This window comes from Cellulomonas sp. Leaf395 (assembly GCF_001424125.1).
Classification (GTDB): Bacteria; Actinomycetota; Actinomycetes; order Actinomycetales; family Cellulomonadaceae; genus Cellulomonas.
Map to the genome: position 1 here is coordinate 558,797 of NZ_LMQI01000005.1, position 24,369 is coordinate 583,165.

Here is a 24,369-nt window from a genome sequence, read left to right on the forward strand (position 1 = left end):
CCTTCGACGGGCTGCACCGGACGCCCTCGACGAGCCCAGCGCCGCATCCTGACATACGCTGCGGATCGCATCATGTCGGGCTCGTGCCCGACCTCACCGGGTTCAGCAACGAGCCCACGGAGAGCTCACGCCCCGGCCTCCGGGGCGCCGCGGAGGACGTCGTGACCACCCACACCACTCCCCGAACCGCTCTGGTCGGCCGCTTCGAGTACACGGCGTCCACGGGCCGGTGGCGGTGGTCCGACGGGATGTTCCTGATCCACGGGATGGCGCCCGGCGACGTGGTTCCGACCCTCGCGATCATGTCGCGTCACATCCACCCCGAGGACCGCGGCCGTGTCCTGGACGCCCTCGGGCAGTGTGGCGTCGATGGGCTGCCGTTCGGTTGCCAGTACCGTCTGCTCGACCTCACGGGTGCGGAACGGTCCGTGACGCTTACCGGTTCGGGGGGCTCGGACGACGACACGCTCCGCACCGTGGCCGGCTTCCTGGTGGACATCACGGCCGCTCAGCGGGACGCCGTCGCGCTCCAGGTCAACGAGGAGCTGACGCAGGCGCTGCGCTCGCACGCCGTGATCGACCAGGCCAAGGGCGCGTTGATGCTCGGCTACGGAATCGACGGCGACGCGGCCTTCGAGCTGCTGCGGTGGGGCTCGCAGCAGCGCAACGTCCGGCTCCTGACGCTCGCGGAGCGGCTCGTCGCGGCCGTCGAGGCCGGGGGCGGGCTCGGCTCGGACACGCGGCAGCGGCTCGACGACTTCTACTTCGCGAGCCTCACCGACGGCGCACCGGAGCCGCCTGTGGGCCTGACGACCCCGGGGCTGCACACCACGTTCGACACGAAGGGCGAGGTGCCGATCGTCCGCGTCCAGGGACCGGTCGACCTGGCGACCGCCCACGAGCTCACGGCAGCCGTCACCCAGCTCATGATCAAGGCCCGCCAGGTGGGGTCGATGGTCGTCGACATGCGGCAGGTGACGCACCTGGGCTCAGTCGGCGTCTCGGCGCTGACCGCTGCCCACCGGCGCAGCGCGGCCGCAGGTGTGAAGATGCGTATCGTGCTCTCCTCCGGGGCCAGCCTCGGGCTGGCCGGAGCGCACGGCCTGGACGTCATCACCGCCCCCGCGGGCACGTCACCGGAGCTGGACCAGGCCGCACCGACCAGCTGAGGAGGCACCGAGGATGGCTGTCGACGGGTCACCCGACGAGGCCGCGGTCCTGCGAGCGTTCGACGCCTCCCCCGGTATCCAGATCGCCGTGCGCGCCCCCGACCTGCGCATCGTGGCGGCCAACCAGGGCGCCCGCACGCTCCTGCAGCACGACCACCTGGTGGGCGTCCGGCTCGAGGACCTGCGCGACCCCGGGATCCAGACCGTCGTGACGGCCCTGTCCGAGGTGGTCCGCACCGGTTCGCGGTTCCACGAGGACGCGATCCCCGTGGTGCCCGACTGGTCCGACCCGGCCTCCGGCCTGTGGATCGACCTGCGCGTCACGCCGTGGCAGGACGAGTCCGGTGCGCTGCTCGGTGCTATCGCGGCGGGTGTCGACGTCACCGCGCGCGTCCGCGCCGCGAATCTCGAGCGCTCCGGCGCCGCCACCGCCGACGAGCGGCTGGCGCGGGCCCGTGAGGTGGTGCTCCGCCTGCAGGGTGCCCTCCTCCCCTCGACCGTCCCGTTGCTGCCGCGCGTGGACGTCGCGGCGTCCTACCTGGTGGCAGGCCTGGAGCAGGCGGCCGGCGGGGACTGGTTCGACTCGGCGACGCTCCCGGACGGACGCGTGTCGCTGACCGTCGGCGACGTCGTGGGGCACGGCGTCGAGGCGTCGGCGATCATGAGCCAGCTGCGCGCCGTGCTGGCTGCCCGCCTGCTCGAGGGTGCCGGCATCCTCGACGCGCTGGACGCCGTCGAGGCGTTCGCCGGACGCGTGTCGGGTGCGTTCGCCGCCACCCTGTGCGTCGCGCTGCTCGACCCGCACACGGGCGACCTGGAGTACGCCACCCGGGGGCACCCCGCCCCCCTCGTGGTGGGTCCGGACGGTGCTCGCATCCTGCCGACCACCGGCGACGGGCCGCTCGGCTCGCGGACCGAGGGCCGCGTCTCGACCACCCGACTGCGGGACGGGGACGCGATCGTCCTGTTCACCGACGGCCTGGTGGAGAACCTCCACCGGCCGCTGCGTGAAGGCATCGCGGTGCTCGAGACCACGGCGGTCCAGGCCTACCGGGGGGCGTCGGAAGCGTTCCGTGCCAATCCCTCCATCGCGAGCCGCATCTGCCAGCACGTGCCCGCGGTCCTGACCGACGGGGGTTTCACCGACGACGTCACGGTCCTCGCCGCCCATCGCCGGGACGCCCCCGCACCGCTCCACATCGGTGTGCCGGCGCAGCCGGGCCAGCTCGCCGACGTCCGCGGGGAGATCGACGCGTGGGGCCGTGGTGTCGGGCTCGGCACGCGCGACCGGGCCGCGCTCGTCCTGGGCGTCAGCGAGGTCATGGCCAACGCGGTCGAGCACGCCTACCGCGACGCCCCGGAAGGCAGGACCGGGAAGGTCGAGATCGACGCCAGGATCCGGGACGACGCGATCATCGAGGTCGTCGTCCGCGACCACGGACGCTGGCGGGAACCGGACCTCGACCCGGGAGAACGAGGACGCGGGTTCAGCATGATGGCGTCCGCGGGTCTGCAGGTGAGCGTCCAGACCGCGGCCGACGGCACCACGGTGACCCTGGAGTGCCCGGCCCGCCGGCCTGCCCCCGTCGACCAGGCCGATGTCGTCGTCGGTCTGGGCCCGCGCGACACAGCGCCGCTGGCGGTCAACACCGACCGGTCCGACTCCCGCGTCGTAAGAGTCGGTGGGGCGGTCGACCACCGCGCCGCCGCGGCGCAGGTGCAGGCGGAGATCCTGCGGCTCTCCCGCAACGGGCTGGTGCCGGTCACGATCGACCTGCGCGACGTCGTGCACCTGGGCAGCGCCGGTGTGCGGGTCCTGGAGTCCCTCCTGCTGACCATCGACCGTCTCGAGGTCATCGCGCCCGCAGGGACGCCGGCCGCTCAGACCCTGGAGGTGGCGGGCACGCCGTTCGTCTCCTCGGACAGCTGATCGGCCGAGATCTTCCGGGACGTCTCGGGAGACGTCCCGGCTGCGCAGGCGTCCCGAGGCTGATGCCGCGGCGAGCACCGTCGCGGTGTCGGGACGGTGCTCGCCTGCGACGCTCAGGTCAGGTCCGCGCGGCTGCCAGCGCCGTGTCCGACCCCTGCACCCGGATCTCCACCCGCCGGATCGTGTCCGTGACGATGCTCGACGACGCGCCGAGCCCTCGTGCCCCGGTGGCACCCCCGGTCCACGTCGCGACGACCGTGCTCGTGCCGTCGTCGTCGACGAGCACCAGCTCGTACGTCGGCACCGTGTCGTAGGGCCCCGCCGACGACGGGTACCGGCACTCCCAGTCGATCCGGGTGCCCCAGCGCTTCTCCTGCAGGGTGAGGTCTGCGCTGACCGCGGCAGCACCGACCGGTTCCAGCTGCAGCTCCGTGACCTGCGAGGACGCCGACGGGACGGCCACCGGGGTCGCAGCCGGTCGACCGAGGAGCACACCGGCGACCCCGGCGAGCACCAGCAGCACCGCCGCCGCGCTCGCCAGCACGGCGGTGCGGCGCCGTCGTTCCCGGTGCACGGCACGTGCCACGGAGGCCAGCTCCACGACCTCGGCCGCCGGGTGCCCACCGAGGGCGGTCGCCTCGTCGGCCGGCACCATCCGCAGCAGCCCGGGCATCCCCGCCAGCTCGGCGACGGCCGCATGGCAGGAGGCGCACGTGCGCAGGTGGTCCTCGAACGCGCGGCGGTCCGCGGGGTCCAGCGACCCGAGCACGTAGGCCGCGTCCCACTCGCGGAACGGGTCCTCGCCCGTGGCCCGCTGGTCGTCCGTGTCGCGGCCGGTCATGCCGAGACTCCTCTCTCCTGGAGCGCGAGACGCAGCGCGCGCAGCGCGTAGTGCATCCGGGACTTCACGGTCCCCTCCGGGATCCGCTGCTCGCGGGCCAGCTCCGCGACGGATCGTCCGCCGTAATAGGCGCCGACCACGACGGCCCGGTGCTCGGGCGTGAGCTGCTCGAGCGCATCAGCCACCAACCAGCTGTCGAGCACCGCCTGGGACGCGTCGGGCTGCGGCGTGTCGGGAGCCGCGGCCGTCGTGCGCTCCCGCGCGTGGCGTGCGCTGCGGCGGTCGTCGATCACGAGGTTGCGGACCACGGTGTAGAGCCACGCGCGCGCCGCCCCCTCCTCGCGCGCGAGCACCTCCGGATGCTTCCACGCCCGCACCATCGCCTCCTGCACCACGTCCTCGGCGAGCGCACGGTCGCCGGTCAGGCGCACGACGTAGCTCTGCAGCGGTCGCGCGTAGGACTCGTGGAGAGCGCGCAGGAGCGCGTCGGGTTCCTCGGCCACGCCGCCTCCTGCCCGTCATCGGTCCGTCTACCCACTCAACGATGAACCCCCGCGGGAGGTTCAGCGGGTGCGTGAACCGTCGGGTCGGCGGCCTCGTAGTCCCACGTAGCAGGTCCCGGGGCCGGGGCCGGCTACGACCAGAGGAGACCATCGTGCGACGGACCATCCTGTACTCGATCACTGCGCTCGTGGCTGCGGCCACCCTGACTGCGTGCGGAGGCGGTTCTGACGAGGAGACGCCCGAACCGGCGGGCGACGCGACCAGCGCCGAGGAGTCGCCGGCGGAGGAGATGACGGAGGAGATGTCGGTCGACCTCACGACGGCCGACTCCGAGCTGGGCATGATCGTCGTCGACGGCGACGGCATGACCGCGTACTACTTCCTCAACGACACCAAGGACTCCGGCGCGAGCGCCTGCGAGGGCGACTGCCTGACGGCCTGGCCGCCCATCACCACGGAGTCCGACACACCGACGGTCGAGGGCGTGACCGGTGAGGTCGGCACGATCACCGCGACCGACGGGTCGACGCAGATCACCATCGACGGTCGACCGGTCTACACGTTCGCGCAGGACACGGCACCCGGAGACGTGAAGGGACAGGGCGTCAACGACGTCTGGTACGTCATCGCGCCGGACGGCTCCGAGATCGATGACTGACGCGCGCGGACCCGGACGTCGGTCGCGTCGGCCGTCGTCCGGGTCGGGCGCGGTCCGTCAGCCGAGACCGTTGCGCGGGTCCGTCTCGACGTTGAGGACGTTCCCGTCGGGGTCGGCGAACCAGGCCGCGCTCATGGTTCCGTCGGTCAGGACACCGTCGGTCCACGTGGCGTCGCCCGGCAGATCGAACGTCTGGAACTGGATCCCGGCGGCTCGCAGTGCGGCGATCTCGGTGTCGAACGCGTCCGAGGACAGCTGGAAGGAGATCCCGGTCGCCTTGTTGGTGCCGGCGTAGGCGGACGGGTATACCAGGAACCCGCCGTTGGACGTGCGGTAGATGACGCCGTCGGGCACGTCGGGACCGCTGGAGAACCCCAGCGTTCCCTCGTAGAACTCCCGGGCCCGGTCCAGGTCACTGACGGCGAGGACGGGGATGGCGGCGTGGTCGGCGAGCATGGTGCCTCCCGTTGCGGGCCAGCCGTCCGTCGGCGGGCCGGCTCCTCGACGCTAGAACCGTGACGGACGACCGTCCAGGGCTCGTGCACATGTGTGCAGCACCTCACCCGCAGGCCTTCCCCGTCGGCGCTTCTCGGGCCACCATCGACCGGTGAGCACCGACGCGCGCGCGCCCGAGGCCCCGTCGCAGTGGGGGCTGGCCGTGCTCGGGGCGGTCGGACTCGCCGTGGCGGCCGCGCTCGCGGCGTACGCGGAGATGCACCCGGGCGACGGAGCCGCCCTCACGACTCTCGGGTTCGCCAGCATGCTCGAGATGAAGGCGTGGCTGACCACCGCGGCCACCGCCCTCGTCGTCGTCCAGGTGCTCTCGGCCTTGGCGATGTGGGGTCGGCTTCCCGGGGTGACGGACACACCCGCCTGGGTGTCCGGTCTGCACCGATGGTCCGGCACCGTCGCGTTCCTGCTGACGCTGCCGGTGGTCTTCCACTGCGTGTGGTCCCTCGGCTTCGAGGACGAGTCCGTCCGCGTGCTCGTCCACTCCGTCGCCGGATGCGTGCTCTACGGCGTGTTCGCGGCGAAGATGCTGGCCCTGCGCCTGCGTGGGCTGCCCTCGATCACCGTGCCCCTCCTCGGCGGCCTCCTCGCGGGCGCCATCGTGGTCCTCTGGTTCAGCTCCGCGCTGTGGTTCTTCAGCCAGTCCGGGGAGGTGAGCTACTGACATGGGCACCCCACAGGTCAGCCGCCGGTCGGTGCTCGAGGGGACCGGCGTCGCGCTCGCGGCCGGCGCGCTCGGGTACGTCGGCTTCGTGGCGCTCGGACCGGTACCCGGCTCCGAGGGCGATAACGACGACGGCGACTCCTCGGGGAAGGGGTCCGGCGGTGACGGCGAGGACTCGCACTTCCTGGCGGCCGTCGACGACATCCCCGACGGCGGCGGCATGGTGCTGAGCGACGACAAGCTGGTGCTCACCCGCGACGGCGACTCGGTCCGGTGCTTCTCGGCGGTGTGCACCCACCAGGGCTGCCTCGTCGCCGGTGTGCAGGACGGCGAGATCCGGTGCCCCTGCCACGGCAGCGCGTTCGACGCGGCGACGGGCGCCGTGGTCCGGGGCCCGGCGAGCGACCCGCTGGAGCCGGAGGACATCGAGGTCACCGACCAGGGCGAGGTGCTGCGCGCATGAGGTCCTTCTGGGGGCGCCTGCCCACGCTCCTGTGGATCGCCGGAGCGGCCGCGACCGCCGGCGCGATGCTGGCGGCACTGCGCGGCTGAGACGTCGCCGCCTCTTGTCTGGACACGCCTGACCTGGGTGGTACGTTCCAAGACGACGGGCACGAGGCGACCGTGACGGCGCCGGTGCCCGGGCGACGGGGACGTGTCGAGTCCTCGTGCTGATGTCGAACGGAAACAGCGAGAGGACGGCCCGAATGACGCAGGATCTGGCGGGGCTCGAGGAGACAGGCCCCATCGACTACCTGGTAGTCGCTTTCCCGCACGCTCACTTCACCGGTGAGGCATTTCCCATCCTGGTCGACCTGGTGGAGCGCGGCATCATCCGCATCCTCGACCTGTCCTTCATCCAGAAGGCGGAGGACGGCTCCGTCTCCGGCCTGGAGCTGACCGAGCTGACCGACGGCGGTGTCGACCTCACGATCTTCGACGGCGCGTCGTCCGGCCTCCTGGGCGACGACGACCTCGCGGAGGCCGCGAACGCGCTGTCCCCTGGGGATGCCGCCGCGGTGTTCGTGTACGAGAACCTGTGGGCCGCCCCGTTCGCGGTGGCCCTGCGGCGCGCGGGTGGCCAGCTCGTCGCCAGCGGACGCATCCCGGTGCAGGCGGTCATCGCTGCCCTGGACGCCATCGAACCCGTCGCCTGAAACCGAGGAGGAGCTACCGATGCCAGGACTGATCCGCGGGGTCGCCAGGACCGCCGTCATCGCAGGAACCGCCACCAGCGTCTCGAACCGGGTCTCCCGGCGACAGGCCGGACGCTGGGCCGACCAGGAGCAGCAGCAGCAGGCCGCCGCCGCACCACCGCCGCCGCAGTACGCCGCTCCCGCGCCGGTCTACGCGCCGCCGCCCCCCGGCCCGGACATGGACGCCAAGCTGGCCCAGCTCGCCCAGCTGGGCTCGCTGCGGGACGCCGGCGTGCTCAGTGACACCGAGTTCGAGGTGCAGAAGAACCGCATCCTGACGAGCTGACGCGTCCGAGACGCACACGACCCCGGTCCGGCACGAGCTACGTGCCGGACCGGGGTCGTTCTGCGGGGATCAGGCGACCGCCGCGCTCACCCGGCGAGGGCCGCCCGCAGGAACGCGATGTCCTGAGCCTGGCTCTCCGCCGGGGTCTCGACGAGCGCGTCGCAGCCGGCCTCCCGCACGACGTGAGCGATCAGCTCGGGCGGGATCGTGCCCGACGCGAAGCCCGCGTGCCGGTCGCGCGCGGAGCCCTGCGCGTCACGCGAGCTGTTGGCATGCACCAGGTCGACCTGCCCCGTGATGCGCCGCACCCGCTCGACCACGGTCTCCAGGTCCTCCCCCGCCGCCCACGCGTGGCACGTGTCGAGGCACAGCCCGACGTCGTAGCCGCCGATCGCGTCCCAGAGCATCGCGAGCCCGTCGAGGGTCCGGGCGCACGCGTTCTCACCACCGGCCGTGTTCTCGACCAGGATCTTCACGGGGAACGTCGCGCGCTCGAACGTCTTGCGCCAGTTCTCGATGCCGACCGCGATGTCGTCACCGTCGCCGACGTGGCCCCCGTGCACGATGAGTGCTCGCGCGCCCAGGCCTGCTGCGGCGGCGGCGTGCTGCGCGATCATGTTCCGGCTCGGGATCCGGATCCGGTTGTTGGTCGACGCGACGTTCACCAGGTACGGCGCGTGCGCGTAGATGCCGAGGCCCGAGGCCACCAAGGCGTCTGCGTCGTCGCGCGGGACCGGCTTCTTCCAGCCTTGCGGGTCGGCCAAGAACAGCTGGACACACTCTGCGTCCAGCTCGGCGGCGGTTGCCACCGGGTCGTCACCACGCACATGGGCGCCGATGAGCACCACGTCGGTCTCCCTCCGGTCGGGCACGCGCCAGGCTAGACCGGACCGGTGACAGTCGCACAGGTGTGGTCAGTCCTCCTGGCGGAGGGCCGGCGCGCCGGCGCGACGGGCACGGTAGGCAGCGACGTGCGCCCGGTTCGCGCAGCCGTTGACGTCGCAGAACCGGCGCGACCGGTTCCGGGACAGGTCGACGAGGACGGCGTCGCAGTCGTCGGCCTCGCAACGCTGGAGCCGGTCGTACTCGGCGCTGCGCACCACGTCGGCCATCGCCATCGCCGTCTCGACGAGCAGGACGGTCGCCAGCGGGGAGTGGGGTGCGGTGCCGTGCAGGTGCCAGTCCAGGTCGTCGTGCCGCGTGAGGTAGGGCACCGCTCCCCCGCGCGCCAGCATCTCGTTGAGAGTGCCGGCCGCGGTGTCGCGGTCGACGTCCCACAGGGCTGCGATCTGGTCGCGTGCGTCGCGCACCGCGGCGAGCTCGGTGGTGTCTCCGTCGTGCCGCGCCGTGTAGCCCCAGCGCGTGTAGAACTCGGTGACGTCGTCGACGGTCGCCATCGCGTCGTGGCCGTCGCGGCGGCGAGCAGTGTTCACCATCTCGACGGCCGCGGCGATGCTCATCTCGGTGTCAGGCGCGAAAACCACTTTGACTCCTGTCGGCATCCTAGGTAGCGTCATGAGTGTAATCGAACTTCACTCATGACATCTGTGCGGACGGGAGACCACGGCGATGCCCCAGACCGTCGCGACGAACCGCTCCGTCGGCATCGTCGCAGGTCTCGTCGCCGCCGTCGCCTTCGCCACCAGCGGCCCGGTGGTCAAGCCGCTGCTCGTAGCCGGGTGGTCACCCGGTTCCGCGATCCTCGTGCGGCTCTCCGTCGCCGCGCTGCTGCTGGCCCTCCCGGCGGCGTGGGCCGTCCGCGGACGCTGGCACGTGGTGCGCGACGAGTGGCGCACCATCCTCGGCTTCGGCGTGCTGGGCGTGGCCACCGCCTCGACCATGTACTACCTCGCGGTGGACCGGCTCCCCGTCGCCGTCGCCCTGCTCATCGAGTACACCGGACCGATCCTGCTGGTCGCCTGGCGGTGGGCGAAGGATCGGCAGGCACCCACCCGCGCCACGCTCGTGGGCGCTGCGCTCGCGACCGGTGGACTGGTCTTCGTCCTCGACCTCACCGGGTCGTTGGAGCTGGACCCGGTCGGGCTGGTGTTCGCCCTCGTCTCCGCCGTCGGCAACGCCGCGTACTTCGCGTTCACCGGCCGCCCGTCCCAGCTCCCCCCGATCACCCTGGCCGGCGCCGGGATGGCGGTGGGAGCTCTCACGGTCGCCGTCGTCGCCGCGCTCGGGGTGCTCCCCCTGGCGGCGCCGGACGTGCGGGTCGAGATGCTCGGGGCACACGTGCACTGGATCGTGCCGCTGCTCGTCGTCGCCACCGTCCCGACCGCCTTCGCGTACGGCGTGAGCGCCCTGTCCGTGCGGCTCCTCGGGGAACGGCTCGCGTCCTTCCTGGCCCTGTCCGAGGTCCTCGTCGCCGTGCTGCTCGCGTGGGCACTGGTCGGTGAGGCACCGCTGCCCGTCCAGATCGTCGGGATGGTCCTCGTGATCGCCGGGATCGCCCTGGTCCGGCGCGGGACCGACGTGGTCGAGGTCGAGACCGTCCTCGACCCAGCCCGAACCGTGGCTGACGCCCGCGTCTAGCCTGCGGAGATCCGTCGCAGAAGTACCACGACACTGATCGCCGACGTGACGAGCAGGCCGGCGCCGAGCTCCTGAGTCACCTGGAACGCGTTGCCGAATGCCGCGCCCGCCGCGTCGAGCAGCGGTCCCGCCGTCGACGCAGGGAGGTCACGAGCGACGTCCACCGCACCTGCGATGGTGCCCCGAGCGGGAGACCGGTCGCCCGTCGGCACGCCCGGCAGCGGGCTGCGACGCATCTCGGCGCGGAACACGATCCCCGCCACGCTGCCCAGGACGGCGATCCCGAGCGCTCCGCCGAGGTTGGTGCACGTCTCGAGCAAGGCGGAGGCGATACCGGCCCTCTGCTCCGGCGCAGCCGACACCGCCAACCCGGTGGCGACGACGTAGACCGGCGCCAGGCCCACCGAGAGGATCACCGACGCCACGACGTACAGCGTCAGCCCACCGCCGCTCGGCACGGGGACGAGCAGACCGAACCCGACCGCCGACACCAGCAGACCGGCCCCGAGAGCGGAGCCGGGGCTCAGCCGGTGGGCGACGTGCGGCGCGATCGCCGACCCGACCAGGTAGCCGAGCGCCGACGGGATGGTCCACAGGCCCGCCTCGAGCGGTGACAGCCCGAGCACCAGCTGGAGGTACTGCGCGAGCAGGAACTGCATGCCGTAGAGCACGAAGAACGCGACGGCGTTCGTCACCACCGGCAGTGTGAATGCGCGGCACCGGAAGAGGTCCAGCCCGAACGTGGGTCGACGACGCTGACGCGAGAGGAACCGGGCGCCGACGGCCGAGCCGACGACGAGGGCGGCCAGCGGCTGCGGACCGGGGCCGGACTCGGCGAGCCGCGTGATCCCGTAGACGAGCAGGAGAACCGAGACCAGCGAGAGTGCGAAGCTGCGCACGTCCAGGGCGTGCGAGTCATCGCCGCGGAACTCGGGCAGCAGGCGCGGACCGAGCACGACGAGCAGGAGCATGACGGGCGGTGCGAGGAAAAACACCGACCCCCACCAGAATGCGCCGAGCAGCACGCCGCCGACGAGAGGACCGATCACGCCGCCGAGCGCGAAGCTCGCGGTCCACACGCCGAGTGCCGTGGTGCGCTGCCCCTGATCGGTGAACATCGAGCGGATGAGGGACAGCGTGGACGGCATGAGCGTCGCGCCGGCGACGCCCAGCAGCATCCGCACGACGATGAGCATCTCGGGCGTCGTGGACAGAGCCGCCACCAGGGACAGCGCTCCGTAAGCGCCGCCGCCGATCAGGAGGAGACGTCGACGTCCGATCCTGTCGGCCAGCGCTCCCATCGTCATCAGCGATCCGGCGAGCAGGAAGACGTACCCGTCGACGATCCACAGGAGCTGCTCGTTCGTCGTGCCCAGCGCACCGGAGATCCCCGGCAGCGCGAGGTGCAGGACGTTCGAACCCATCGACACGACGAGGCAGGGAAGCGCGAGCACCGCCAGGCCGGTCCACTCGCGGGCACCCGCCCGCGTCTCGACGACACTCATCACACCAGTGAACGCTATTGACCGGTGTGACACCAGTCAGACACGTACAGTGGTGTGATGCGCGATGTGAAGAGTGCCGACGCCGAGGTCCGGTCCGCGATCCCACCTGCGGCTCTCGTCGTCAAGGACATCATCAACTCGGCGGACCTCGCAGCAGGTACGGAGGAGCTCACCACTCCGGCGGTGCTGGGCGGATGGTTGAGATCGCACGGGCTCGTCGACACGTCGCCCCGCCTCCATGAGGCCGACCTCGCGCTCGTGGTGGCCGTGCGTGAAGGACTGCGGCAGCTGCTCCTGGTCAACGCCGGCCACGACCCTGACACCGGCGTCCTGGACCGCTGCAACGCGGCACTGCGCTCAACCCCGCTGGTCGTCCGGTTCGACGCGACAGGCCGGCGGGCGCTCGAGGCGGCCGAGCCCCGGCCGGTCGCGACCGCGATCGCGACGCTGCTCACCGCCGTCGACCAGGCCCGCGCCGACGGCGTCTGGGAGCGACTGAAGGTCTGCGCCCGTGACGAGTGCAGGTGGGCGTACTACGACGCCTCCCGCAACCGGTCGGGCCGCTGGTGCTCGATGACGGACTGCGGCAACCGCGTCAAGATGAAGCGTGCGTACGCCGCTCGGGTCGGCCGCACGGGCGAGTGAACCGAGGGCCTCAGCCGACGAAGATGCAGAACGGGTGCCCCGCCGGGTCGGCGTAGACCCGCAGCGGCTCCTCGGGATCGTCGGACCGGTCGCGCAGCAGCCGAGCCCCCAGCCCGAGCGCCCGCTCGTGCTGGACATCGAGCTCCGCGGTGTCCGGAACCGTCGTGTCGAGGTGCAGCTGCTGCGGGACCGGTCCCTCCGGCCACGTCACCGCCGGCAGGGTCTCCACCTGCTGGAACGCGAGCGGGACGCCGCTCGATGACCGCAGCACCAGCCAGTCCTTCTCGCCGGCCTCCGGCTCGTCGCCTGACCGGTACTCCAGGCCGAACAGCTCGCGGTAGAACTCCGCCAGTGCACGGATGTCGACCGCGTCGAGAACCACCTGTCGGATGGTGGGGAACGTCGCCACGAGCACTCTCCTGTCGATCCGGGCCGGCGGACGCGTCCGCAGGCGTCGTCATGAGCAGCCTCGCGAACGATGCTCCCGCTCTGCGACCTCGCTCGCACGCCGGCCGCGTGACTCGACGGGCAGCGCGTCGGGCGCCGGGTTAGCGTCGGATGGGCGCGAAGCCAGCGGCGCCGGCGCGGTTCCACGGAGCCGAGCACGAGAACCGGAGCCGACCTCATCGGCGTGGACGCTCGTGCACACCCCCGCGAGGAGAACTCCAGATGCAGGCGTTGACCTGGCAAGGACGCGAGAACGTGAGCGTGGAGGAGGTCGCCGACCCCGTGATCCAGGAGCCGACCGACGCGATCATCCGTGTCACCTCCACGGCCATCTGCGGGTCGGACCTCCACCTGTACTCCGTGCTCGGCGCCTACCTCGACGCCGGCGACGTCCTCGGCCACGAGGCGATGGGCGTCGTGCAGGAAGTCGGCACCCAGGCGGGCTCGCTGCGCGTCGGTGACCGCGTCGTCGTCCCCTTCGGGATCGCGTGCGGCACCTGCTGGATGTGCAGCCGCGGGCTGCACTCGCAGTGCGAGACCACCCAGGTGCGGGAGCAGGGCAAGGGTGCAGCACTGTTCGGGTACACCAAGCTCTACGGTCAGGTCCCCGGCGGCCAGGCGCAGTACCTTCGCGTCCCCCAGGCGCAGTTCGGTCCGGTCGTCGTCCCCGACGACGGGAGCCCGGACGAGCGCTACCTCTTCCTCTCCGACGTGCTGCCGACCGCCTGGCAGGCCGTCGAGTACGCGCAGCTCCCCGCTGGAGGCACCATCGGCGTCCTCGGGCTGGGGCCCATCGGACAGATGACCGCGCGCATCGCCGCGCACCGCGGAGCCTCCCGCGTGATCGGGATCGACCTGGTCCCCGAGCGTCTCGCCATGGCACGCCGGCACGGCATCGACGTGATCGACCTGAGCACCACCGACGACCTCGCCGCGGCCGTTCGGGAGCTCACCGACGGGCGAGGAGTCGACGCCGCCGTCGACGCGGTCGGCATGGAGGCGCACGGCTCCCCCGTCGCGTCGGTCGGGCAGCGCGCCGCCACCCTGCTGCCGGACGCGCTCGCGGCCCCCCTCATCGAGAAGGCCGGCATCGACCGGCTCGACGCCCTGCGCTCCGCGATCGACATCACGCGCCGCGGCGGCACCGTGTCGATCTCCGGCGTGTACGGCGGGGCTGTCGACCCGCTGCCGATGATGGACCTGTTCGACCGGCAGCTGACCCTGCGCATGGGGCAGGCCAACGTCCGCCGCTGGACCGACGACCTGCTCCCGCTCGTCACCGACGACTCCGATCCGCTCGGCGTCCTCGACCTGCGGACCCACCGCGTCAGCCTGCACGAGGCCCCCGCCGCCTACGAGATGTTCCAGAAGAAGCACGACGGATGCATCAAGGTCGTGCTCGACCCGCACGCGGCGGCATGAGCAGGGAGCACCGCGCCGGGTCTCGAGCCGTCGCGGCGCTCCGTGCTCTCTGGCGGTCGCAGAGCGTCCGGGCGATCAGGTGGCGGAGGCGCTCACCCCGGAGCCGACGAGGCTGAGGGCACGCTTGTACTCGTCCGTCGTCCCGTCCGCTCGCACCTGCTGGAGCACGTGCGAGCGGACGCCCAGCCCGGCGAGCACGTCCGTCAGCTCCGCGACGTCGTCGGGCCCGAGGACGGTCGGGTCGACGGTCGTCCTGACCTCTACGTCGACGCCGGAGTCGAGCACCAGCCGCAGGGAGGCGAACGTCGCGTCGGCGCTCGTCGTCGGGCCGCCCACCCGGGTGATGGCGCGGTAGAGGCCCGCCGGGGCCTTCACGTCGAACCCCACCCAGTCGACGAGCGGGAGCAGCGCCGGCAACCGGCTCGGGTACGCGCCCGACGTGTGCAGACCGACCCCGAACCCGGCCTCGCGCACCTGCGCTGCCGCCGCGACGAGAGCCCGCTGCCGGGTCGGCTCGCCACCGGAGAACACGAGCCCGTCGAGCAGCCCGTGCCGGCGCGCGAGCAGCTCGAGCACGTCCCGCCACGGCACCGTGCCCGGCGCACGCGGGTCCAGGATCGCCGCGTTGTGGCAGTACGTGCACCGCCACGGGCAGCCCTGGAGGAAGGCGGTCGCGACGAGCCTGCCGGGCCAGTCGCACGACGACAGCGGCGTCAGACCCGCGATGGCGAGCTCGACCGTCACGCGAGAGCCGCCACCGACTCGCGGAACGGGGTGCGCTCCGCGTGCTCGCCCTTCTTGCCGATGTTGAACGAGCTCACCGGGCGGTGGTAGCCCATGACCCGCGTCCACACCTCGCACTCCACCGAGCCGTGCCCCTCGTCGTGGCACCGCGAGCACGTCGGGTGCTCCCCCGCCAGGTAGCCGTGGCGTGGGCAGATGGAGAACGTCGGCGTCACCGTCAGGTAGGGCAGCCGGAACCGCGAGAGCGCACGACGGACCAGCTCGCGGGCAGCGTCGGGCGTCGAGAGCCGCTCGGCCATGTACAGGTGCAGCACCGTGCCTCCCGTGTACTTGGTCTGCAGCTCGTCCTGGCGCTCCAGAGCCTCGAAGGGGTCCTCGGTGAAGCCCACCGGCAGCTGCGAGGAGTTGGTGTAGTACGGGTTGTCGTCCGTCCCCGCCTGCAGGATCCCCGGGAACCGGCGACGGTCCTCCTTGGCGAACCGGTAGGTCGTCCCCTCGGCGGGCGTGGCCTCCAGGTTGTACAGGTGCCCGGTGGACTCCTGGAACTCCACCATCCGGGCCCGCACGTGGTCGAGCAGGCGGACAACGAGCTCGTGCCCCTCGGGATCGGTCAGGTCGTACCGGTCGCCGGTGAAGTTGCGCACCATCTCGTTCAGGCCGTTCACCCCGATGGTCGAGAAGTGGTTGTCGAGCGTGCCGAGGTAGCGCCGGGTGTACGGGAACAGTCCCTCGTCGAGGTAGCGCTGGATGACGGTCCGCTTGAGCTCCAGCGACGTCCGCGCCAGGTCCAGCAGCCGGTCGAGCGCCGCGAGCAGGCCTGCCTCGTCCCCCGGGTGCAGGAAACCGAGACGCCCGCAGTTCACGGTGACGACGCCGAGCGACCCGGTCTGCTCCGCCGAGCCGAACAGGCCGTTGCCGCGCTTGAGCAGCTCGCGCAGGTCCAGCTGCAGCCGGCAGCACATCGAGCGCACGTCGCCGGGGTTCATCTCGGAGTTGAGGAAGTTCTGGAAGTACGGCAACCCGTACCGTGCCGTCATCGCGAACAGGCGGTCGGCGTTCTCGCTGTGCCAGTCGAAGTCGTGCGTGATGTTGTACGTCGGGATCGGGAACGTGAAGACGCGGCCCGACGCGTCACCGTCGGTCATGACCTCGATGTACGCGCGGTTGATCAGGTCCATCTCGCGCTGCAGGTCGCCGTACGTGAAGTCGCAGGGCTCCCCCGCGACGAACGGCACCTCCTCGCGCAGGTCCTCCGGGCACGTCCAGTCGAACGTGAGGTTGGTGAACGGCGTCTGCGTGCCCCATCGCGACGGCACGTTGAGGTTGTAGACGAGCTCCTGGATCCCCTGCCGCACCTGCTCGTAGGAGAGCCCGTCGAGCCGCACGAACGGGGCCATGTACGTGTCGAACGAGCTGAACGCCTGCGCGCCCGCCCACTCGTTCTGCATCGTCCCGAGGAAGTTCACGATCTGCCCCACCGCCGACCCGAAGTGCTTCGGCGGGCGGGCGTCCACCTTCCCGGGCACGCCGTTGAGCCCTTCGGCCAGGAACGACCGCAGCGACCAGCCCGCGCAGTAGCCGGAGAGCATGTCGAGGTCGTGGATGTGGAGGTCGCCCTCCCGGTGCGCCTCGCCCACGTCCGCCGGGTACACGTGGCTCAGCCAGTAGTTCGCCACCACCTTGCCCGCCGTCTGCAGGATCAGCCCGCCCAACGAGTACCCCTGGTTCGCGTTGGCGTTCACCCGCCAGTCGGTGCGCTCCAGGTACTCGTCGATCGACGAGCCGACATCCACGACAACCTTGTCCGACATGTCCCACTCCGGTCTCTGCGTCGAGGCCCCTCAGGCGTCAACCACAACATGCTGTGGTCGATCCGGTCCTGGGGAACTAGATGTAGACGTTAGGGCTCGGCGGATGCTCGTCGGACGGGCCTTTGGTCCCTAGTCCGGAGACCGCGTGAGGACGGGTCGCGACGTACGATCCGTGACGAGGACGGACGACGTACCAGAGGAGATCGTGTGGCAACCGATGTGCTTTCCCAGGCCACGGTCGGCACGGTGCTGGCCGATCTCGCAGCGCTGGAGGACCCGAAGATCCGGGCGGTGAACGAGCGCCACGGTGACGACCACGGCGTGAACCTCACCAAGCTCCGCGCGGTGGCCAAGGGCCTCAAGACCGACCACGAGCTCGCCGGCCGGCTCTGGGAGACCGGGGACACCGCCGCCCGGCTGGTCGCCATCCTCATCAGCCGCCCCAAGGCGTACTCGGGAGCCGAGCTGGACGCGATGCTGCGAGAGGCGCGCGTCCCCAAGGTGCACGACTGGCTGGTCAGCTACGTCGTCAAGAAGAACCCCCACGTCGAAGAGCTGCGCGTCGCGTGGTTCACCGACCCCGATCCCGTCGTCGCCAGTGCCGGCTGGGCGTTGACCAGCGACCGCGTCGCCAAGGCCCCCGACGGGCTCGACCTCGGCGAGCTGCTCGACCTCGTCGAGGCACAGATGAAGGACGCACCGGACCGCCTGCAGTGGGCCATGAACGAGTGCCTCGCCGCCATCGGCATCCACCACCCCGAGCACCGTGCACGCGCGATCGACATCGGCGAACGGCTCGAGGTGCTCAAGGACTACCCGACGCCGCCCGGCTGCACGTCCCCGTTCGCGCCCATCTGGATCACCGAGATCGTCCGACGCCAGGCGGAGAGGTAGACCGGCCGTGCCCCGATCCATCGCCACCACGCGCACGGTCGACCTGACCGGGCTGCTCGAGTTCATCCGCGACCGGCACCACATCCTCCTGGTCACCACGCGCGCCGACGGTCGACCGCAGGTGTCACCCGTCACCGGCGGCGTCGACGAGCAGGGACGCCTGGTCATCTCCACCTATCCCGGCCGGGCGAAGGCGGTGAACGCGGAGCGCGACCCTCGGGTGACGGTCTGCGTGCTGTCCGACGACTTCGGGGGCGCATGGGTGCAGGTCGACGGGGACGCCGAGGTTCTGCACATGCCGGAGGCGGAGGACGCGCTCGTCGACTACTACCGGTGCATCGCGGGCGAGCACCCCGACTGGGACGAGTACCGCGCCGCCATGCGGACGCAGGGCAAGTCGCTGATCCGCGTCACGCCCACCCGGTGGGGACCGATCGCCACCGGCGGCTTCCCGGCGGACGTCGCCGCACGCCTGGACGGCTGACCGCGCGGACCCGGGCGCTCGGATCGACTCCGCCGCCGAAGCCGGCTGTCGAGCCATCTGCCGCTCTCGCCGGTGCGGGTGACGGGAACGCAGAATGGCGAAGCGCGGGTAGACGACGACCCTCGATCACGCGGTCGTGTGGTCGCTCAGCGACTCGAGCGCTCCCTGCTCGGCCGCAGGCTCCTCGTTCTTCCGGGGCGAGCCGGAGAGCAGACCGATCCCGACCAGCGCGAGCACGGTGATCACGACGGGGATCGCCACCGTCGGCTCGTTCGCCAGCCGGATCACCTGGCCGGCCCCGGGAACCGTCACCATCGGCACAAGTGCTGTCTGCACCTCGTAGGGCCGCGCGTCCTCCGCCGTGTTGGCGTCACCCTTCATCTCGATAGCCATCGTCCCCGGGGCTCCGGCCGGCGATGGCGCGATCGACACCACGCGATGGGTGACGACGACGCCGTCCCCGCGCGGCAGGCTCGCGACCTCGCCGACCTCGAGCGTGGACGCCGGCACCGCCCGGGCGAGGATCACATCGTCCACCTGGTAGAGCGGCACCATCGACTCGGAGATGACCACGAGGGTGTGAACCTTGCCCGTCTGGGCTCCGACGAACAGCGCAAGACCGAGCACGCCGATCACCGCCGCCACCGTGAGCAGCGAATCTCCGACGATGCCCAGCGCCCGGCGCATCCGGGGATGGCGTCGCTCTGCGGGTGTGCGGGCTGATCGCCTCATCCTGTCCACGTATCCGTCATCGGGGTCTGGGGACGGAAGACGATCGTCGGATTCGTCCCTGTCGCCTGCTCACCGGAGGTTCCGGAGCCCCAGCAGTAGACCTTCGCGTCGGAGCCGCGTGCGCACACGTGAGTCGTCCCTGCGTCAATCTGGGTGAACGTGACACCGGCCGGGAGCTGGGACATGTCGACGGCTACGGGGACCAGGGAGTTAGCGGTGAGGTTGTTACCGAGCTGCCCGTTCGAGTTCTGGCCCCAGCAATAGGCGCGTCCCGCGGCCGAGAGCGCGCACGAGAACTGGTCGCCCGTGACGACCTGGGTGAGAGTCACGCCCGCGAGCACCCCGGCAGTGTCGACCGCGACCGGCTCGTCGGCGAAATCGGTCTGTGAGTTGTCACCGAGTGCGCCAGCGGCGCGGAGGCCCGAGCAGTACGCCGCACCGCCAGACAGGAAGCACAGGTGAAACCTGCCCATCGATGCAAAGGTGATCGGGCCGGTCCCACTCGCGCCTCGAGGCAGCGCCCTGGGTGCCATCACCGCAGCGGCAGCCGGCGGGCCGAGCTGTCCCTGGGTGTTCGCCCCCCAGCAGTACATCGGGCCGGTCGCGATCACGGCGCAGGTGTTCTGGAACTCCGTGGTGAGGCTCTGGATCCGCGTTCCGGGCGGCAACTGACTGGCCGGGTTCTCAGCCGTGGTTGGCACGAGGATGGGCGATGAGACTACCCGCTCCGGGACGTCCCCGACGGGCCTCGTGAGGAACGTGTACAGGCCCCAGCACGCGGCGCGGCCGGTGTCCATCACAGCGCAGCCAGCCTGCTCTCCGGTGAACACGTCGACGACCGTCTCCTGGTACAGCGGTGATTGGTACCCCCAGAACAGCACGTCGTCGTCGGCCCCCGCGTAGACAGCCACGGGGTCTTTCGATGGCGGCATGTTGAACGGATCGGAGGGGTTGTAGTTGCCCAGGGCTCCACCGCCGGTGCCCCAGCAGTAGGCGGCGCCGCCGGCCACGACGCAGGTCTGGTCCAGTCCGGTGTCGAGCTGCGTGATCGCGGTCGTACCCCGGGCGCCCGGCTGCACGAGCGTCATCACGTTGGTGTTCACGATCTCCCCCGTCTTGGGGATATCGATGCGCGCCTCTCCCGAGCACCAGGCCTGGCCCTCGATCCGTATGCACGTGTACCTGCCGCCAGCCGAGACAGCGTCCACGGGCGTCGACCACGTGCCGATCAGCACGTCGCCTCGGGCGTAGACGGGGTCGGTCCATACGGCGGTCGTGGGGCGGAGTGCGCCGGAGGCTGCCAAGGTGCCGGCCAGGAGGCACAGCACCGCGGCGACAGCAATGCGGCACCGCCACCGCGCTTGCACGACTCGCGCGGTCATGCCGCCGCCCTCCGTCGGACGTGGGCCTGCACGGCGACGCCCAAGCCGATCAGCGACAACGCCGCGACCAGCAGGGCAAGGCTGTCAGCACCGGTGCTCGATAGGCCGCCGGCAGGCGGTGGGCCAGGCTGCGAGCTCCCGCCCGACCCCGACGTCGGCGTCGGCGTCGGTGGAACCACGTCGGCACCCTCCAGGCTCACCACGTAGTTCAGCTGCCCGCTCGTGCTGTTCGGCACGTCGTCGGAGACTCCCACAGCCACCTCGAGATAGAGCGTGTCTGACGTCTGGACCGGGATACTCAGGCCCTGCGACGCGGGCACCGCCGCGAACGGGAACAACGTCTGCTCCCCCGCCCTGCACACCCCCGCCTGCCACGGCACGTCACAGGCCCGCAGCCCGGTCAGCACGAACGGCAGCAACTCCGCCGAGCCATCAACCTCGGCCTGGACAACGTGTCCCGGACCAGGCTCGGCCACCGACAGCACCAGGTACCGCAGCGCGGTCTCCCCCGGCACCAGATTGGCGAAGCTCAGCACCTCCTGGTCCACGCTCGACGCCGTCCCGGGAATGGACGACCCCCTCGCCGTGGCACCGGCAGGCGCGACGATGCCGGCGCTGCCGAATGCAATGAGCAGCAGCACCAGCAACCATCGCGCCGCGCCGGGGCGCATGCGGGGGCAGGAGGCCATCAACCGAGGATCAGCTCGACCGTTTCAGGGCGTGTCCGTCGCTCGGCTCAAGGAACCGTCACGGGGCTGCCGACGACCTGGATGACAAGAGTTCCCGTCGCTCCCATCACTGTCGTGGGGGCACTATCGGCCAGAGTGACCGTCACCGTGAACGGAACCTGAGCCGCCGGTGCGACAGACACCGCGTTGGCCGGCACGTCGTAGGCGACCGAGACGGTCAGCTGGGCGGCTAGCGCCGGGTCGAGCAGGCTCGTGTTCGCGGTGATGGCGGAGACGTTCGCATTCACCGTGCTGGTCGGGTCGTTGCGGATAAACCCCGTCCAGGTGTCCGTCTGGCCGGCCACGAGCGGCCCCATGTCAGCGAAGGCGAGCTCGATCGTGGGCAGGCCCGTCGCGGTCCCGTCCCAGGTGTTCGACTCCAGCCACGTGGCCGGCAACTCGCCGGTTGCCCCCTGGATATTGAATTTCGCAACCGACACATCACCCTGGAAGAACACCTGGTCGCTCCAGACCGCGCTGGTTGCCGCCGCCCCCACACCCAGCACCGCCACCGCGGCCAACACGATCTTTGTCTTCCTGCGTGCGATCGCATCCATGGGACTCCCCGCCTTCTGCCCGGGCTCGCACGGATCGCGCTCGCCTACGAAATGCAATGTAAGCCCACTTGTGATTCCGGCATAGCGTGCACGCCCGCCCCTCGACGGTGAACCCGGATGCACCGCAGGCGAGGCGTGTAGCCCTCCCGCGCTTTCCAGCCGAATTCACGAGGGTCCACCAATGGGCCGTGGGACTTTCGGCAGCGATGCGCTGGTTCTGGGTTCGGTGTCTCGGTGCCAGTCCCCGGGGCGATGCCACGGCAGCAGATGTTCTCCAGCGTGCATGGCAGCCGGAGCTCATCGAGACCCCGAGCTGCGAGAGGTAGCTGCCGAATGGAGAACCCGCTGGTCCCGGCCATGGGCACCGCGCTGGCCACGGCGCACGTCTGGTCGAGCCCGCGTCGAGTCCGGTGAGCTTCCATGTGCGATCGCACGCCGGCAGCGGGCCATCACGATCGCCGTAGAGGGCTGCCCGGTCGCAGGGGCGCCGCCGGACGCCTCCCGTGCACCGGCCAGCCCGCTGGGAGCGTCACCGAGGCGGCCGCCGGGGCTGTACCTCCCACGGAAATCCGCGGCGGGTCGCGGGGCAAAGCGAAAGATCCAAGAATGCACCGACGCCGTCACTTTCTGCGGCAGAGCATATTGACGCCAGGCGCCGCGGCGCCCATCTGTTCCCTCGGCCGCCCGCCACGAGTACCGTGGACGCCACATTCGGCAGGTGAGCGCGGCGCGAGCGCGGGGGGCGTGATGAACGAGCCGGCCGGCCATGAGTGACGGGGCCGCGCGCGCGGACGAACCCGCGTCCGCCGTGGCACGGCGCTCGGGCGGCATCCTGAGCAACCCGCAACGGGCCAGGCTCGCCACCGAGGTGCGGGACCTGGGTGCTCGACTCGACGCGGCCGGTGCCGCACCCGACGTCGAGCTCGCCCGGGTGTACCACTCGCTGGCGCGCGACGCCCACGGCAGGGGCGACGTCGACGACGGATGGCACTTCGCGTACCGCACTGCCGAAGCCCTGGTACGGACCATGGATGACGAGACGCTGATGGCAGAGGCGAGCGACCTGGCCGCGGAGGTCGAGGCTCCCGGCAAGTTCACGACGTGGCGCGCCCACGCCATCCGGTCGCACCTGGAGCTCGTCTCTGACCCGTCGCAGTCGGACGAGCGTCGTCGCGTGGAGTTCGAAGCGGCCCTGCGGGTGCGGCACATGGAGTACGAGAACGTCTACCGCCGGCTTGGGATCCTGCGCCGCCACCAGGCCATCCTCCTGATCATCGGCACGCCGGCGCTGCTCGTCGTCCTCGTCCTGGTCGTCGTCCAGCCGGACTGGTCCTGGATCGTTGTCGCCTCTGCGTTCATCGGTGTGGTGGGCGCCGTCGTGAGCGCTGCGGAGCGGTCGACCCGACTGGCCGGGAGCCGCATCCCGACGCAGCTGAGCTCGACGGTGGCGTCGTTGTCACGCATCCCCATCGGCGCGGTCGCGGGACTCACCGTGTGGCTCGCCGCTTCCGCGACCCAGAGTGGTGCGGAGAACGTCTACTACGTGCTCATCACGGGGTTCGCCGCGGGCTTCAGCGAGCGGCTGGTGACACCCAGGGTCGGCGGAGGAAGCACGGGTGGCGCCACCTCGACCTAGCCGCACCCGTCGAGCTCGGCAGTGCCCACAGCTCGAGGTCCGCTCGGACACGAGTGCGCCGGCTCGGGCCGACATCACCGAGCCCTACCCGGCGCCGGTCGACGCTCGGATCACCCCCGGCGCGCGGACACGATCCAGGAGCGTGCGCCGAACCACACGCCGTCGTCTCGCAGATGTTCCGACAGCGCCTCTCGCAGACGGATCAGTCCCCGTTCCGCCTCGTCGGGATCGAGCCGGTGCAGCAGCTCGCTGGTGCACGTGAAGCCGCGGACCCAGGCGAGGGCAGCTGGCACGTCACGGCCGTAGAAGACCGGCTCGTCGACATCGGCGAAGGCGATGTCGACAAATCCCGCCGCAGCCAGGAATCGGCTCGTGCGCGACGGGTCCGCGAGCGAGAACGCCTCCGACGTGCCGCCTGGCTCCGAACCGCCGGAGAGGGACCGGCGGATGGCGACGTCCCACTCGTTGCGTTCGCCGGCCTGCCAGACCATCAGCACGAGCCGCCCCGAAGGGCGCAGAGCCCGTCTGACGTTGGTGAACGCGGCGGTGGCGTCGTCGAAGAACATCGAGCCGAACCGGCTGATCGCCAGGTCGAAGCTCTCCTGCCGGAAGGGATGGACCTGTGCGTCAGCGCGCTCGAACGCGACGTTGCTGAGCCCTTCCGCGACGGCCAGCCCGCGGGCGCGCTCGATGGCGGCTGTGGAGATGTCCACGCCCAGCGCACTACCCTCCTGCGCGGACCGCGCTGCTGCCCGGGTCGTCTGACCTGTGCCGCATCCGACATCGAGGACGCGGTCCGATGCCTGGACGGCACAGGCCCGTCTGAACACCGGGTCGAGCCGCTTGAGCTCGGAGTCATAGCCCGATGGATCGGCCGACTCCGGGCGGCCCGAGGCGTGGCGCGCGCCCACCACCTTGTCGCTCCCGCTCACGTCGTCAGTTGACGCGTCGATCCCGCGTTTCGCAACGCCGACGGTGCCGTCGCGCGTACGGAGCCTAGGGAGACGTCGGCGCGGATCGCCAACGCCGGCGCGCCACCGAGCGAAGTGTTCGGAGGGTCGCTGCGAGGATGGGAGCGGTGCCCAC

General features: G+C 71.2%; 27 protein-coding genes. 13 read left to right on the forward strand and 14 right to left on the reverse strand.

The window, feature by feature from the left end; translation table 11 throughout:
- Positions 1–83 precede the first annotated feature (83 nt).
- Positions 84–1,169: an ANTAR domain-containing protein gene (locus tag ASG23_RS17190; RefSeq protein WP_056027572.1), complete on the forward strand. Its 1,086-nt coding sequence runs from the start codon at positions 84–86 to the stop codon at positions 1,167–1,169.
- A gap of 13 nt (positions 1,170–1,182) precedes the next feature.
- Complete coding sequence (locus ASG23_RS17195; RefSeq protein ID WP_056027574.1) at positions 1,183–3,099, forward strand: SpoIIE family protein phosphatase; 1,917 nt, start codon at positions 1,183–1,185, stop codon at positions 3,097–3,099.
- 118 nt (positions 3,100–3,217) lie between these two features.
- Here the strand turns inward: ASG23_RS17195 and ASG23_RS17200 are convergent, their stop codons facing one another.
- Positions 3,218–3,940 carry an anti-sigma factor family protein gene (locus ASG23_RS17200; RefSeq protein ID WP_056027576.1) on the reverse strand — a complete coding sequence of 241 codons (723 nt, stop codon included), beginning with the start codon at positions 3,938–3,940 and terminating at the stop codon, positions 3,218–3,220.
- A complete protein-coding gene (locus ASG23_RS17205) occupies positions 3,937–4,443 on the reverse strand; it encodes a sigma-70 family RNA polymerase sigma factor (RefSeq protein WP_056027578.1) in 507 nt (168 codons plus the stop codon). The genes ASG23_RS17200 and ASG23_RS17205 overlap by 4 nt, the downstream gene beginning before the upstream one ends.
- 152 nt (positions 4,444–4,595) lie before the next feature.
- On the opposite strand from ASG23_RS17205, the gene ASG23_RS17210 reads away from it, so the two are divergent.
- A complete protein-coding gene (locus tag ASG23_RS17210; RefSeq protein WP_056027580.1) occupies positions 4,596–5,102 on the forward strand; it encodes a COG4315 family predicted lipoprotein in 507 nt (168 codons plus the stop codon).
- Positions 5,103–5,159: 57 nt separating this feature from the next.
- Here the strand turns inward: ASG23_RS17210 and ASG23_RS17215 are convergent, their stop codons facing one another.
- Positions 5,160–5,558 carry a VOC family protein gene (locus ASG23_RS17215; RefSeq protein WP_056027582.1) on the reverse strand — a complete coding sequence of 133 codons (399 nt, stop codon included), beginning with the start codon at positions 5,556–5,558 and terminating at the stop codon, positions 5,160–5,162.
- 151 nt (positions 5,559–5,709) lie between these two features.
- Between ASG23_RS17215 and ASG23_RS17220 the strand changes: the two genes are divergently transcribed.
- The 4 genes from ASG23_RS17220 to ASG23_RS17235 all read left to right on the forward strand — a co-directional run bounded on the left by ASG23_RS17220 (position 5,710) and on the right by ASG23_RS17235 (position 7,758).
- Positions 5,710–6,276, forward strand: coding sequence for a DUF6529 family protein (locus ASG23_RS17220; protein ID WP_056027584.1), 567 nt, complete (start codon positions 5,710–5,712; stop codon positions 6,274–6,276).
- A 1-nt stretch (position 6,277) separates the two neighbouring features.
- Complete coding sequence (locus ASG23_RS17225) at positions 6,278–6,739, forward strand: Rieske (2Fe-2S) protein (RefSeq protein WP_056027586.1); 462 nt, start codon at positions 6,278–6,280, stop codon at positions 6,737–6,739.
- A 244-nt stretch (positions 6,740–6,983) separates the two neighbouring features.
- Positions 6,984–7,433, forward strand: a complete 450-nt coding sequence (locus ASG23_RS17230; RefSeq protein ID WP_056027588.1) for a DUF6325 family protein — start codon at positions 6,984–6,986, stop codon at positions 7,431–7,433.
- Positions 7,434–7,452: 19 nt separating this feature from the next.
- On the forward strand, positions 7,453–7,758 hold the full coding sequence (locus tag ASG23_RS17235) for an SHOCT domain-containing protein (RefSeq protein ID WP_056027590.1): 306 nt from the start codon (positions 7,453–7,455) through the stop codon (positions 7,756–7,758).
- Positions 7,759–7,844: 86 nt separating this feature from the next.
- Here ASG23_RS17235 and ASG23_RS17240 read toward each other — a convergent pair whose 3' ends face one another.
- Both ASG23_RS17240 and ASG23_RS17245 read right to left on the reverse strand, forming a co-directional pair.
- A complete protein-coding gene (locus tag ASG23_RS17240) occupies positions 7,845–8,606 on the reverse strand; it encodes a deoxyribonuclease IV (protein WP_200941654.1) in 762 nt (253 codons plus the stop codon).
- A 66-nt stretch (positions 8,607–8,672) separates the two neighbouring features.
- A complete protein-coding gene (locus ASG23_RS17245; RefSeq protein WP_056027592.1) occupies positions 8,673–9,242 on the reverse strand; it encodes a CGNR zinc finger domain-containing protein in 570 nt (189 codons plus the stop codon).
- 85 nt (positions 9,243–9,327) lie between these two features.
- On the opposite strand from ASG23_RS17245, the gene ASG23_RS17250 reads away from it, so the two are divergent.
- Complete coding sequence (locus ASG23_RS17250; RefSeq protein WP_056027594.1) at positions 9,328–10,296, forward strand: EamA family transporter; 969 nt, start codon at positions 9,328–9,330, stop codon at positions 10,294–10,296.
- Here ASG23_RS17250 and ASG23_RS17255 read toward each other — a convergent pair.
- Entirely contained in the window at positions 10,293–11,801 is a 1,509-nt protein-coding gene (locus ASG23_RS17255) for an MFS transporter (protein WP_056027596.1), read from the reverse strand. The genes ASG23_RS17250 and ASG23_RS17255 overlap by 4 nt on opposite strands.
- A 57-nt stretch (positions 11,802–11,858) precedes the next feature.
- On the opposite strand from ASG23_RS17255, the gene ASG23_RS17260 reads away from it, so the two are divergent.
- On the forward strand, positions 11,859–12,446 hold the full coding sequence (locus tag ASG23_RS17260) for a CGNR zinc finger domain-containing protein (protein WP_157465722.1): 588 nt from the start codon (positions 11,859–11,861) through the stop codon (positions 12,444–12,446).
- Positions 12,447–12,456: 10 nt separating this feature from the next.
- Here ASG23_RS17260 and ASG23_RS17265 read toward each other — a convergent pair whose 3' ends face one another.
- Positions 12,457–12,855, reverse strand: coding sequence for a VOC family protein (locus tag ASG23_RS17265; RefSeq protein WP_200941634.1), 399 nt, complete (start codon positions 12,853–12,855; stop codon positions 12,457–12,459).
- A 260-nt stretch (positions 12,856–13,115) separates the two neighbouring features.
- On the opposite strand from ASG23_RS17265, the gene ASG23_RS17270 reads away from it, so the two are divergent.
- A complete protein-coding gene (locus tag ASG23_RS17270; RefSeq protein ID WP_056027601.1) occupies positions 13,116–14,315 on the forward strand; it encodes a zinc-dependent alcohol dehydrogenase in 1,200 nt (399 codons plus the stop codon).
- 75 nt (positions 14,316–14,390) lie between these two features.
- Here the strand turns inward: ASG23_RS17270 and ASG23_RS17275 are convergent, their stop codons facing one another.
- Together ASG23_RS17275 and ASG23_RS17280 are read right to left on the reverse strand one after the other, a co-directional pair.
- A complete protein-coding gene (locus ASG23_RS17275; RefSeq protein ID WP_056027603.1) occupies positions 14,391–15,059 on the reverse strand; it encodes an anaerobic ribonucleoside-triphosphate reductase activating protein in 669 nt (222 codons plus the stop codon).
- Positions 15,056–16,870, reverse strand: a complete 1,815-nt coding sequence (locus tag ASG23_RS17280) for a ribonucleoside triphosphate reductase (protein WP_056027605.1) — start codon at positions 16,868–16,870, stop codon at positions 15,056–15,058. Before ASG23_RS17280 ends, ASG23_RS17275 begins: the two co-directional genes overlap by 4 nt.
- Positions 16,871–17,077: 207 nt before the next feature.
- Between ASG23_RS17280 and ASG23_RS17285 the strand changes: the two genes are divergently transcribed.
- Positions 17,078–17,764: a DNA alkylation repair protein gene (locus ASG23_RS17285; RefSeq protein ID WP_056027607.1), complete on the forward strand. Its 687-nt coding sequence runs from the start codon at positions 17,078–17,080 to the stop codon at positions 17,762–17,764.
- Positions 17,765–17,771: 7 nt separating this feature from the next.
- Positions 17,772–18,248: a PPOX class F420-dependent oxidoreductase gene (locus ASG23_RS17290; protein ID WP_056027609.1), complete on the forward strand. Its 477-nt coding sequence runs from the start codon at positions 17,772–17,774 to the stop codon at positions 18,246–18,248.
- Between the two features lie 126 nt (positions 18,249–18,374).
- On the opposite strand, the gene ASG23_RS17295 is transcribed toward ASG23_RS17290, so the two are convergent.
- The 4 genes from ASG23_RS17295 to ASG23_RS17310 all read right to left on the reverse strand — a co-directional run bounded on the left by ASG23_RS17295 (position 18,375) and on the right by ASG23_RS17310 (position 21,647).
- A complete protein-coding gene (locus tag ASG23_RS17295) occupies positions 18,375–18,935 on the reverse strand; it encodes a signal peptidase I (protein ID WP_056027611.1) in 561 nt (186 codons plus the stop codon).
- 41 nt (positions 18,936–18,976) lie between these two features.
- Positions 18,977–20,215, reverse strand: a complete 1,239-nt coding sequence (locus ASG23_RS17300; protein ID WP_157465724.1) for an RCC1 domain-containing protein — start codon at positions 20,213–20,215, stop codon at positions 18,977–18,979.
- 143 nt (positions 20,216–20,358) lie between these two features.
- On the reverse strand, positions 20,359–21,051 hold the full coding sequence (locus tag ASG23_RS17305) for a hypothetical protein (protein WP_056027615.1): 693 nt from the start codon (positions 21,049–21,051) through the stop codon (positions 20,359–20,361).
- Between the two features lie 47 nt (positions 21,052–21,098).
- The gene (locus ASG23_RS17310) at positions 21,099–21,647 is read right to left on the reverse strand and encodes a SipW-dependent-type signal peptide-containing protein (RefSeq protein WP_056027617.1); all 549 of its coding nucleotides are present in this window, start codon (positions 21,645–21,647) and stop codon (positions 21,099–21,101) included.
- A 766-nt stretch (positions 21,648–22,413) separates the two neighbouring features.
- Here ASG23_RS17310 and ASG23_RS17315 point away from each other — a divergent pair.
- Complete coding sequence (locus tag ASG23_RS17315; RefSeq protein ID WP_056027619.1) at positions 22,414–23,283, forward strand: hypothetical protein; 870 nt, start codon at positions 22,414–22,416, stop codon at positions 23,281–23,283.
- A gap of 110 nt (positions 23,284–23,393) precedes the next feature.
- Here ASG23_RS17315 and ASG23_RS17320 read toward each other — a convergent pair whose 3' ends face one another.
- Positions 23,394–24,215 (reverse strand): class I SAM-dependent methyltransferase, encoded by an 822-nt coding sequence (locus ASG23_RS17320; protein WP_235521203.1) that lies wholly within the window; start codon positions 24,213–24,215, stop codon positions 23,394–23,396.
- Positions 24,216–24,369: the final 154 nt, after the last annotated feature.

Excerpts from the sequence above, each read along its gene's own strand:
- ASG23_RS17310 (WP_056027617.1), bottom strand. The coding sequence starts at position 21,647 with ATGGATGCGATCGCACGCAGGAAGACAAAGATCGTGTTGGCCGCGGTG.
- ASG23_RS17225 (WP_056027586.1), top strand. The coding sequence starts at position 6,278 with ATGGGCACCCCACAGGTCAGCCGCCGGTCGGTGCTCGAGGGGACCGGC.
- ASG23_RS17235 (WP_056027590.1), top strand. The coding sequence starts at position 7,453 with ATGCCAGGACTGATCCGCGGGGTCGCCAGGACCGCCGTCATCGCAGGA.
- ASG23_RS17255 (WP_056027596.1), bottom strand. The coding sequence starts at position 11,801 with ATGAGTGTCGTCGAGACGCGGGCGGGTGCCCGCGAGTGGACCGGCCTG.
- ASG23_RS17230 (WP_056027588.1), top strand. The coding sequence starts at position 6,984 with ATGACGCAGGATCTGGCGGGGCTCGAGGAGACAGGCCCCATCGACTAC.
- ASG23_RS17250 (WP_056027594.1), top strand. The coding sequence starts at position 9,328 with ATGCCCCAGACCGTCGCGACGAACCGCTCCGTCGGCATCGTCGCAGGT.
- ASG23_RS17195 (WP_056027574.1), top strand. The coding sequence starts at position 1,183 with ATGGCTGTCGACGGGTCACCCGACGAGGCCGCGGTCCTGCGAGCGTTC.
- ASG23_RS17295 (WP_056027611.1), bottom strand. The coding sequence starts at position 18,935 with ATGCGCCGGGCGCTGGGCATCGTCGGAGATTCGCTGCTCACGGTGGCG.
- ASG23_RS17260 (WP_157465722.1), top strand. The coding sequence starts at position 11,859 with ATGCGCGATGTGAAGAGTGCCGACGCCGAGGTCCGGTCCGCGATCCCA.
- ASG23_RS17200 (WP_056027576.1), bottom strand. The coding sequence starts at position 3,940 with ATGACCGGCCGCGACACGGACGACCAGCGGGCCACGGGCGAGGACCCG.
- ASG23_RS17280 (WP_056027605.1), bottom strand. The coding sequence starts at position 16,870 with ATGTCGGACAAGGTTGTCGTGGATGTCGGCTCGTCGATCGACGAGTAC.
- ASG23_RS17270 (WP_056027601.1), top strand. The coding sequence starts at position 13,116 with ATGCAGGCGTTGACCTGGCAAGGACGCGAGAACGTGAGCGTGGAGGAG.
- ASG23_RS17305 (WP_056027615.1), bottom strand. The coding sequence starts at position 21,051 with ATGGCCTCCTGCCCCCGCATGCGCCCCGGCGCGGCGCGATGGTTGCTG.
- ASG23_RS17315 (WP_056027619.1), top strand. The coding sequence starts at position 22,414 with ATGAGTGACGGGGCCGCGCGCGCGGACGAACCCGCGTCCGCCGTGGCA.
- ASG23_RS17215 (WP_056027582.1), bottom strand. The coding sequence starts at position 5,558 with ATGCTCGCCGACCACGCCGCCATCCCCGTCCTCGCCGTCAGTGACCTG.